Origin of the sequence: Streptomyces sp. CB00455, from assembly GCF_001905445.1 — a bacterium.
In the GTDB taxonomy this organism is placed as follows: Bacteria; Actinomycetota; Actinomycetes; order Streptomycetales; family Streptomycetaceae; genus Streptomyces.
In genome coordinates this window covers 1-8,684 of sequence record NZ_LIVQ01000020.1, presented here as the reverse complement: position 1 = coordinate 8,684, position 8,684 = coordinate 1, and the positions used below count along the sequence as shown (strand labels likewise).

Below are 8,684 nucleotides of genomic sequence, written 5' to 3'. Positions count from 1 at the left end.
GGCGCTGCGCGCCCAGGAGAGAACCGCCTCGCTTCGCTCGGCGGCCGAGCCAGGGGCCGGCCCTTCGGGCCGGAGTCCTGCGCTTCGCTCCGGACTGGTTCGGGGTTCCGCTTCGCTCCACCCCGAACGGCCTGCTCCGCACGCCTGGATGACCCCGTTACACGGGGTCCGGGCCCACGGCCCGTTGGGCGGGGGCGCATGGCAAGCCCGGGCCGTAACCACCCCCGAGTAGACCGGAAGGACTGCCGCGTCGCTCGGCTGGGTGCTCGCCCTACGATGGCACCTCGACAAAGGAGCGCAGTGGACATCGGAGCACCAGTACCCTCGCGGAGACTTGGGCCGTATGCGTTGACAGATAAAGGGATCGCGGCGCTGCTGACACGCTACGAGTTCCATGATTCCGTCGTCCGCCGGGTGATCATTGACCAGCACTTCGGACGGAAACCCCGGGGACGGGCCGTAAGGCTGGTGATCGATGCCCGGGTGGTGGACGAGGCCATGCGATGGGAACCTGTATGCCTGGACCTGGTCGACGTGAAGCGATTTCGGATCGACGAGATCCAAGGGCCTGCCGGAGTACTCTTCGATCCACCGCGATTCACCCGGTTCGACGGACTGATGCAGATCGACCTATGCGCGGAGCGGTTCGGCAGCCTTCGTCCCAGCAACCGGCAAGAGGTCTTCGAGGGCTCGGAATGGGTCTTCGAGGCGGTCGAGGGTACGTGGAGCGTCCTTGAACCATGGAGCGTGTGACATCACGCTCGTCTTCATCGAGGCGCCCAGCACCCCGGCCACCGCATTCACCACCTCCCGGCTTCGGCACCTGCCGCCCGATCCGAAGGCCAAGTGCTTCATTTTGAGGTGCGGATTGCCTCTGGAACCCCGACCCTGCCCCATTCGGGTGATGTCGAACGGTGTGATTGTCGCGGATCAGTGAAGGTGCGCAATGCCCAACCAACCTGCGCAACCAGGCCCTGAGCCAAGAAACCTACAGGTCAGACGGCTAGCGCACCCCGAACTCTGCGTAGACTCAATGAACCACCGAGCCCCCGCCCCGCTCAGCCAACCTGCACAACCGCAGGTCAGAAGCCTGACGACTGCTCAGTTTCACTGACCGGCGACACCTGCGCCCCCCGACACCGCGTGTCCCTGCCCAGCTCAACTCACCCCGGCGACACCACCAACACCGCACCAAACCGTCCCCACGAACCGCCCGTCCCCGGGCCTAACCAGCCCAAAACCGAACACCACCCAGAAGGCCAGCTCCGGCCTGCCGGACAACCACCCACGATGACGCACGCACCATAAGCCGGTAGATGCGCACCGCGCGGTGCACGACAGCCAGCCGGCCGCTGTCGAGCGCCACACTCGACGGGGGGACCACAAGCTCGCCCTCTGCCCGCCGGCGGCTTACCCCTCGCCGAACTCGGGGTGCGCCGGCCACAGCAGCGAAATCGGCCCGGAAGGCACCACCGTCCCTAAACAGGCGCCAAGCCTTCTACCCGCGAAACGACACGCACCCTGCACCAAGCAGATGACACATCCTCCCCTGCCAGCCCAGCTCAGAACCCCGCAACCCGGTGAACATCGCTGTCGCCAGCCGACGCAGAACCCATGACGCCCATCACGCGGGCACAGCCTCGCTGAGTCCACTGCCCAAGCGTCGTCGGGCAGGGCGTAGGGGAAACAGGACGGCGTAGTGGCGACCTGCGTGTTCCTTGAGTTCCCATGGCATGGCGGCAGGCTGCCGCAGACGCCCGTTTGCAGGCTTGAGGGTATCCCGAGCCTCATCTGGGTGCGACCCGTCCAGCGTTGGCGGGACCGCTCTACGCGTCGTCTTCCGGGTCTTGCGGGACCTGGCACGCCGTCCAGGCTTCTCGAATTTCGGGCGGCACGCGCAGACCGGTGTCTTCCCAGGTAAGGCCGTTGTTGACGGCCCATGCCTTGATCTGGTGGTAGTCGGCTTCGCGCCCGGTGGTCATAGCGGCGGCGCCACGGACGGCGCAGGCGGGGAGGCGGCCCTCGCTCAGAGCAGCGCGCGGGAGCGAGAGGCCGAACCGCTGCTCAAGGGGGCCGAGAGTGCGTTTGTGCGAGCCTGTGCAGGGCTCGTTGTCCGGGGGAAGATTTTGCTTCCGTCAGGGCGCAGTACGTGCTCGGCAATAAGCTCGGGCAGAAACAGGTCTGGTTCTGCGCCCCAGCGGCGGTGCTCCTCATCGATCCCGAATCCGAAGGTCAGTACGCCGTCTTTGGCGTAGTGGAACCTGGCGGGTGGACGCGCCCCCACGGGGATGTAGTGCACCGCCTCGCCGCTGGCAGAGGAGATCGCCTCCAGGCGGTCCCCACCGGTGGAGTCGCCGTACTCGACTGCGAACGCCCATTCTCCGTCCTGCCCGACCCGCACGGCCCCGTCGCCGAAGACGCCGTAGCTGCGGCCACGCAGGCCCAGTTGCTCCACCTCACTGTCGGTGATGGGCACTGTTTCCGCCCCCGGGACCCCACCCATGCACACGGCGAGTTCGACTCCGGACATGCCGCGCGCGAAGACCACTCCATACAGATCGCGGTCCCAGTCAGCCAGTCACTTGATCCCATCAGCCATAGCGGTTCCCCCAGGGGCATCGAACACGCCACGGTCGCCACGGCGGTGTCGGGCATCGTGCCGAGGGCGGCCGTCGCCCTGCGCGCCGGTGAACGTGACGCCGCCATCATCGCCGCAAGGTGCCCCTGCTGGCCGGCGGGGGCACCTCGTGCGGTCAGGTGCTGTCCAGAGCGCCTGGGACACCTACCCTCGTCCGCACACTCCTGTCGGCACGGCGTGATCTTGAGCGTAGCGGGTAGTCGCGTTCCAGCTCTTCCTTAACAATCCGAACCGCGGTATCTCGCTCAATCACTGAGCTTCTTCGAGCCGAGCCCCGATCAGGTGACACCCGACAAGCGTGGCTTTGTTGGTCAGTAGCGGGTTCTGGCACACATTCCGTGGGAGCGGTGGTCGAATCTGTTCTGATCGGCAGACTGGAGCGATGCGGATAGAGAACGTGGTCGGGATCCAGGCAGTCCGGCTTGCCGTGACGGTCGGTGCAGTCGCGGCCGCTCCAGTCCTGTTGGTGGCGGGGGCGCCGGTGCTCCGCCGTATCTTGCGTCGCTACTACCTCGAGGACGGTTCGGGGCGTCCCCCTCAATCCGGGTGAGATGCATGTGCCGATCGATCTCTCCGGAGCCCGCCAACGCCGGTACCTCAGTACGACCGCCCTCCGTGCCCACACCGCGGCGGCGACCGGGGCCAGGTGAGGACCCCTCCTGCCCGTGCGCACCGGGGAGGACGTCCGGGTCTGGTTCGGCCCGCCGGAGTCACCGCAGCTGCCCTGGCCGACCCGGCGGCTGCGGCTCGAACCCGTGAGGGCGGGCTGCGCGGCGGGCCGTCTGACAGCCTGGGGCGGGTGCCGGCTCACCGGCTTACCGGCTCACCGTACGTGCCCGTGCCCGTTCCCGTGCCCATGGAGTCGCACGCTCTGTCGTGCCGGCTCAGACGCCTTCGATGGGCCCGGCCCGATCCCATCCAGGCGCCCGCACGTCGATCGTGAGGCCTCCCGACCGGGCCTCCTCACCGCAGGTCCGGCACGTCGCCACCAGATCGAGGTCGTGCTCGGCGTGGTGATCCGATCCGGGCCCGCCGCGGTGCCGGAAGGCGACCGGCGGAGCGTCCACCGCCCAGCGATCACCCCAGGTCAGCAGCGCGTGCATCACGGGCGCGAGATCGCGGCCGGCCTCCGTGAGGTGGTATTCGAACCGCAAGGGGCGCTCGCTGTAGGGGCGGCGCTCGACCACGCCCGCCTCCTCCAGCGCACGCAGTCGGGCGGCGAGGCGGTCGCGGGGCGCGCCGGTGTTACGGACGATCTGGTCGAAGCGCTGGTTGCCGTAGAAGATCTCGCGGATCGCCAGGAGGGCCCAGCGCTCACCGACGAGTTGCAGCGCGGCGGCCGCAGAGCACGGCCGACCGGGCACGTCGGGGTGCGGAACCGAGTTCTCGCCCTGCTTCGCGTTCGAGGTCACGTCCCCATCCTCTCGCGAGTCCGTTGTGTTTTCAAACCCGCCCGACTAGCCTTCGGTCCATGACAGTTGGAATTTCAAACCGACCGGTGGCGTCCCGAGCCGTTTTCGCGACCGTCGCGGCCGCCGTCTTCATGTCGAACCTCGACCTCTTCATCGTCAACGCGGCCCTCCCTGCGATCGGCCACTCGTTCGGCGGCAGCGGTCTCGGCTCCCTCTCCTGGGTCCTCAACGGCTACGCGATCGTCTTCGCCGCGCTCCTCGTCGTCGCGGGCCGCGTCGCCGACCGCTCCGGCCACAAGCGGGTGTTCCTGACCGGCTTGGCGGTGTTCACCCTCGCCTCGGTCGGCTGCGCACTCGCTCCCGATGTCGGGACGCTGGTCGCGGCACGGCTCGTACAGGCCGCCGGCGCTGCGCTGCTGATACCGACCTCGCTCGCGCTGCTGCTCGACACGACGGCGCCCGAGAAGCGCGCCGGGGCGGTGCGCGCCTGGGCGTCGATCGGCGGGATCGCCGCCGGGCTCGGGCCGGTGGCCGGCGGGCTGCTGGTCGAGGCCGGATGGCACTGGGTGTTCATCGTCAACGTGCCGGTGGGGATCGCGGCGTTCGTGCTCGGTGTCAGAGTGCTGCCGTCACCCGGGCGCGCCGGGACGGAGAAGAGTCCGCTGCCCGACCTGTTCGGCGCCGCCCTGCTCACCGGATCGATCGCCACGCTCGCGCTCGGCCTGATCAAGGCTCCTGACTGGGGTTGGATGAGCGCCCGCACCCTCGGCGACCTGGCCGCGGCGGTGCTGCTCGGCGCCTGGTTCGTCCTGCGATCGGCCCGCCACCCCGTGCCGATCGTCGAGCTGCCGCTGCTCCGGGTCCCGGCGTTCGCATCCGCCGCGGCCGCCCTGACGCTGTTCACCATCGCGTTCGCAGGAATGCTGCTCGGCGCGGTCCTGTGGTGCCAGGGCGCGTGGGGCTACTCGGCTCTGCGCACCGGCTTCGCCATCGCGCCAGGACCCCTGCTGGTGCCGCCGGTCGCGTTGCGGATCGGGCCCGCCGTCGCCCGGTTCGGTGCGGGCCGCATCGCGCTTGCGGGATCCGTCGTGTTCGCCGCCGGCATCCTGTGGTGGGCCGCGACGCTCGACACCGGCTCGGCCTACGCGGCCTCGCTCCTGCCCGGCATGATCCTGACCGGCCTCGGCGTCGGCATGACGCTCCCGGTCCTGACCGGGGCGTCGGCGGCCGCCCTGCCGCCGGCCCGCTTCGCCACCGGCTCGGCCATCACGTCGATGGGCCGCCAGATCGGCGCGGTCCTCGGCGTCGCGATCCTGGTCGGCGTACTCGACACCGCGGGCCCCGGACACACTGCCGCCGCGTTCCGGCACGGCTGGTACGCGGTCGCCGCGGCGGCCCTGCTCGCCGCGTGCGCGACGATCCCGCTCGTCCGCAAGCCGCGGCCGACCGCCGCCAAGCCGACCGCCCTCGCAGAGGACGTGGAGACCGCGCGGGCCGGCGCCGCCTGAGAAGGGGGCGGGGGCTGGTCGCCCTCTCGCAGCCGCCGCGCCGCCTGCACGGCAAGGGCTCGGATGACTGGCTGCCCACGCACGGCGCGGCGAACGCCCCCCTGCGCACCCCGCACCCCCCATCCGACTCAAGGGCGGCGAACCGGGAACGGCGGCGCCGCCACGGTGCGCACCGCCCGCCGGTCCACCGGGGGCCGGACGACGGGGAGCAGCCCGACGTCTGGGCGTCGTGCCGGAAGACCTCCGGTCTCGGCCTCGGGCTGGTCGATGGCCGGGGGCTTCGCGGGCCATGGCCTCAGGTCGTCAGCGTGGCTGTGGCGAGGAAGCCCCGAAGGATCTGCTCGCCCGGCAGGGAGAGATCGAAGAGGCGGCCCAGAATTCCCAGCAATTTGTACCGCATCTGCTCTTCGTCCTCTTCGCCCGTGTAGCCTCCTCGGCCGGCAACGGGCAGTCCGGCCTCTGTCATGGCCGCTGTCACTTCCGCCGCCAGCGCCGGGTCTCCGTCGATGCCGTCGTATCCCCATGACGCGTCCAGGTGCAGATTGAACGAGCAGGCGAGATGTCCATCCCGGTAGTATTCGAAGAACGGAGGCACGGGCTTGCCATTGTCTTCTTCGAACACCACACGGAAGACGTGCGCGCCGCCGGCCGAGACCGGGCCCAGGTCGTTGAACTCGCCCCACCACGGGCCGTACATGACCGCGAACGACAGCCCCTCGTGCTCGCCGTAACGGAGGTGCACGTCTGAGTCGGCATCGAAGAGGTCCGGGTTCGCGACCTCCTCGGCACTGTGTTCGCCGGATGCCCGATGGACGACGGCGGGTGCACCCCAGAAGGCCGCCGCCGCGAGCCGCTCTACCAGCTCGTCCGGGGTCAGCCCCCGGACCATCACCACGTTGTATCCGCCGAAAGGAATCCAACGGGGCGCCGCGAGCCAGGCAATCCCCGGCTCGGATCCGACGGAATCGGTGTCCTGCGTTCGATGAGTCACCCGGACATGGTCCATGACGCCACCGACAACCGGCCCAGTCAGCTGCCTTCAGTCAGTACGGCCGCCCTCCGAACGCGACGCCGGCTGACCACTCCCCGGTACGACCGAGATCCCAGGACTCACAGCGCCCCGGGGTCTCGTACGTCGACCAGCCTCGGCGATGCGATGCGTCGTAAAATCGCCGAGCACTCCGACCTGGCGATCCGCGACGCCTGCGCGGACTTCGTACGGACCATGGTGGAGCGCGGGGTGCCGACAAGCATCGACGACCTAGTGCCGTGACCGGGAACGTTCACCGGGTTGTGGCAGCGGAGCAGTGTGTGCCGATATTCGTTTCGTGCCGTGTGGGAAGCGCCTTACGGTGGCGCGGTGACGATTCAGATGATCATACTCAACGGTGGTTCCAGCTCGGGGAAGTCCGGGATCGTACGGTGTCTGCAGGCTGTACTGCCGGATCCGTGGTTGGCGTTCGGGTGCGATTCGTTCGTCGACGCTATGCCCGCGAAGATGCAGGCGTCGGACGAGGGAATCGTGTTCGCGGCGGATGGCGAGGTGAGCGTCGGGGCGGACTTCCGGGCGCTGGAGGCGGCCTGGATGGACGGCGTCGTGGCGATGGCCCGTGCAGGCGCCAGGGTCATCATCGATGATGTCTTCCTCGGCGGAGCGGCGTCCCAGCAGCGGTGGCAGAAGGCACTGGGCGGGCTGGCCGTGTTGTGGGTCGGCGTCAGGTGCGAGAGTGCGGTCGCCGCAGGCCGTGAGGTCGCACGAGGAGATCGCATCCAGGGGATGGCCGCGTCGCAGGCGGATGTGGTTCACGAGGGGGTGCTCTATGACCTGGAGGTGGACACGACGAGTACGGAGTCCCTGCTGTGTGCGCGAACCATCGCCGCCCACGTCAGCTGATCGCCGGATCGGCTGCTCGGCAGGCCGCTCAAGCTGCGGTGGTGCTGGGGCGGCCTCCCCAGCGGATGCGTTTCTCGCTGCGGATGCGGGCGCGTTCGCGTCGTTGGGCGGCGAGGACGTCCGGGTGGCGGGCGTTCTTGTTCCGCCAGCGCAGGTAGGCGTGCAGGGCCCGGGTCTGGACAGTGTGGTTGCGGTGATGGGAGTTGGCGAGGGTGAACTGTCGCAGCGGTCCGAAGTGGGCTTCGATGGGGTTGGCCCAGGAGGCGTAGGTCGGGGTGAAGCACAGCTCGACCTTGTTCTTGGCCGCCCACCGCTTCATCCGCCAGTTCGTGTGGGCGGAGAGGTTGTCGAGGATCACGTAGATGGGGGCGCCGTCCGGGCGGGCGGCACGGATCGTTCTCAAGGCCGTCCAGGTGTGGTCAATGCCCTTGCGGCGTCGGTTGACGCCCCACATCTGGTCGTCGCCGATGGAGTAGCAGCCGTGGAAGTAAGTGATCCCGTGGGTTCGGCGGAACGTGGCTGGCAGCCGGTCGGGGCGGCTGCGCTCGGCCCAGCAGGAGCCGGCGGTGGGGCGGATGCCGAGCGGTCCGAACTCGTCGAAGGCGAAAGTGCGGTCGGGCCGCTCGTTGATCGCGTATTCAATGCGGGCGAGCTTGGTGTCGAAGTCCGGGTCCGGGGACTCCTTCCAGGTCTTCGTGCGCTGGAAGGAGATCCCGCGGCGAGCCAGTAAGCAGCGCAGGGCCTCGCGGCCGATCCGGACGGGCCGGGCGATGTTGCGTCGCAGGTGATCGGCGAGCTTGCGGATCGACCAGCGGGTGAAGGGCTTGCCGAGCTGGGTCGGGCGGGTGGTGGCCGTCTGGACGACGAAGTCCTCGTCGTCAGGACTGAGCATGCGGGGACGGCCTCCCGCCCAGCGAGGGTCCAGGCATGCGAGCCCGATCTCGTTGAACTTGTGGATCACGTCGCGGACGGTGTCCTCGTCCGCTTGGACCAGCCGGGCTATGACCGGGACGGTGCTGCCGCCAGCTGAGGCCAGCAGCATCATCGCCCGCCGGAACCGCACCGAGCTGGTACTGCCCCGCCGGACGATGTGCTGGAGTTTTTGCCCCTCCTGCTCGGTCAGCCTGCGAACCCGGACCGGTTGCGCCATCCCGCCTCCCCACGCTGGTTGGGTAAGTCATTTCCAACCAGCACACGAGCAACCCGGCGAACCTTCCCGGTCACAGCACTAG

General features: G+C 69.1%; 8 protein-coding genes. 3 read left to right on the top strand and 5 right to left on the bottom strand.

Features of this window, described 5'->3' with window-relative positions; genetic code table 11:
- The first annotated feature begins 300 nt into the window (after positions 1-300).
- Positions 301-753: a hypothetical protein gene (locus AMK16_RS33985; protein WP_143196939.1), complete on the top strand. Its 453-nt coding sequence runs from the start codon at positions 301-303 to the stop codon at positions 751-753.
- Positions 754-1,826: 1,073 nt separating this feature from the next.
- Here AMK16_RS33985 and AMK16_RS36860 read toward each other — a convergent pair.
- The 3 genes from AMK16_RS36860 to AMK16_RS33975 all read right to left on the bottom strand — a co-directional run bounded on the left by AMK16_RS36860 (position 1,827) and on the right by AMK16_RS33975 (position 4,050).
- Entirely contained in the window at positions 1,827-1,982 is a 156-nt protein-coding gene (locus AMK16_RS36860; protein ID WP_199885694.1) for a hypothetical protein, read from the bottom strand.
- A gap of 44 nt (positions 1,983-2,026) precedes the next feature.
- Complete coding sequence (locus AMK16_RS33980; RefSeq protein ID WP_199885693.1) at positions 2,027-2,476, bottom strand: DUF6461 domain-containing protein; 450 nt, start codon at positions 2,474-2,476, stop codon at positions 2,027-2,029.
- A gap of 1,046 nt (positions 2,477-3,522) precedes the next feature.
- Entirely contained in the window at positions 3,523-4,050 is a 528-nt protein-coding gene (locus AMK16_RS33975; RefSeq protein WP_079191931.1) for a winged helix-turn-helix transcriptional regulator, read from the bottom strand.
- An 86-nt stretch (positions 4,051-4,136) separates the two neighbouring features.
- Here AMK16_RS33975 and AMK16_RS33970 point away from each other — a divergent pair, with 86 nt between their 5' ends.
- A complete protein-coding gene (locus tag AMK16_RS33970) occupies positions 4,137-5,558 on the top strand; it encodes an MFS transporter (RefSeq protein WP_242439072.1) in 1,422 nt (473 codons plus the stop codon).
- A 295-nt stretch (positions 5,559-5,853) separates the two neighbouring features.
- Here the strand turns inward: AMK16_RS33970 and AMK16_RS33965 are convergent, their stop codons facing one another.
- The gene (locus tag AMK16_RS33965) at positions 5,854-6,549 is read right to left on the bottom strand and encodes a DUF6461 domain-containing protein (protein WP_143196938.1); all 696 of its coding nucleotides are present in this window, start codon (positions 6,547-6,549) and stop codon (positions 5,854-5,856) included.
- Positions 6,550-6,918: 369 nt separating this feature from the next.
- On the opposite strand from AMK16_RS33965, the gene cpt reads away from it, so the two are divergent.
- On the top strand, positions 6,919-7,452 hold the full coding sequence (gene cpt / locus AMK16_RS33955) for a chloramphenicol phosphotransferase CPT (RefSeq protein ID WP_242439071.1): 534 nt from the start codon (positions 6,919-6,921) through the stop codon (positions 7,450-7,452).
- Positions 7,453-7,480: 28 nt separating this feature from the next.
- Here cpt and AMK16_RS35620 read toward each other — a convergent pair whose 3' ends face one another.
- The gene (locus tag AMK16_RS35620; RefSeq protein ID WP_107417326.1) at positions 7,481-8,602 is read right to left on the bottom strand and encodes an IS630 family transposase; all 1,122 of its coding nucleotides are present in this window, start codon (positions 8,600-8,602) and stop codon (positions 7,481-7,483) included.
- Positions 8,603-8,684 lie beyond the last annotated feature (82 nt).

Excerpts from the sequence above, each read along its gene's own strand:
- AMK16_RS36860 (WP_199885694.1), bottom strand. The coding sequence starts at position 1,982 with ATGACCACCGGGCGCGAAGCCGACTACCACCAGATCAAGGCATGGGCC.
- AMK16_RS35620 (WP_107417326.1), bottom strand. The coding sequence starts at position 8,602 with ATGGCGCAACCGGTCCGGGTTCGCAGGCTGACCGAGCAGGAGGGGCAA.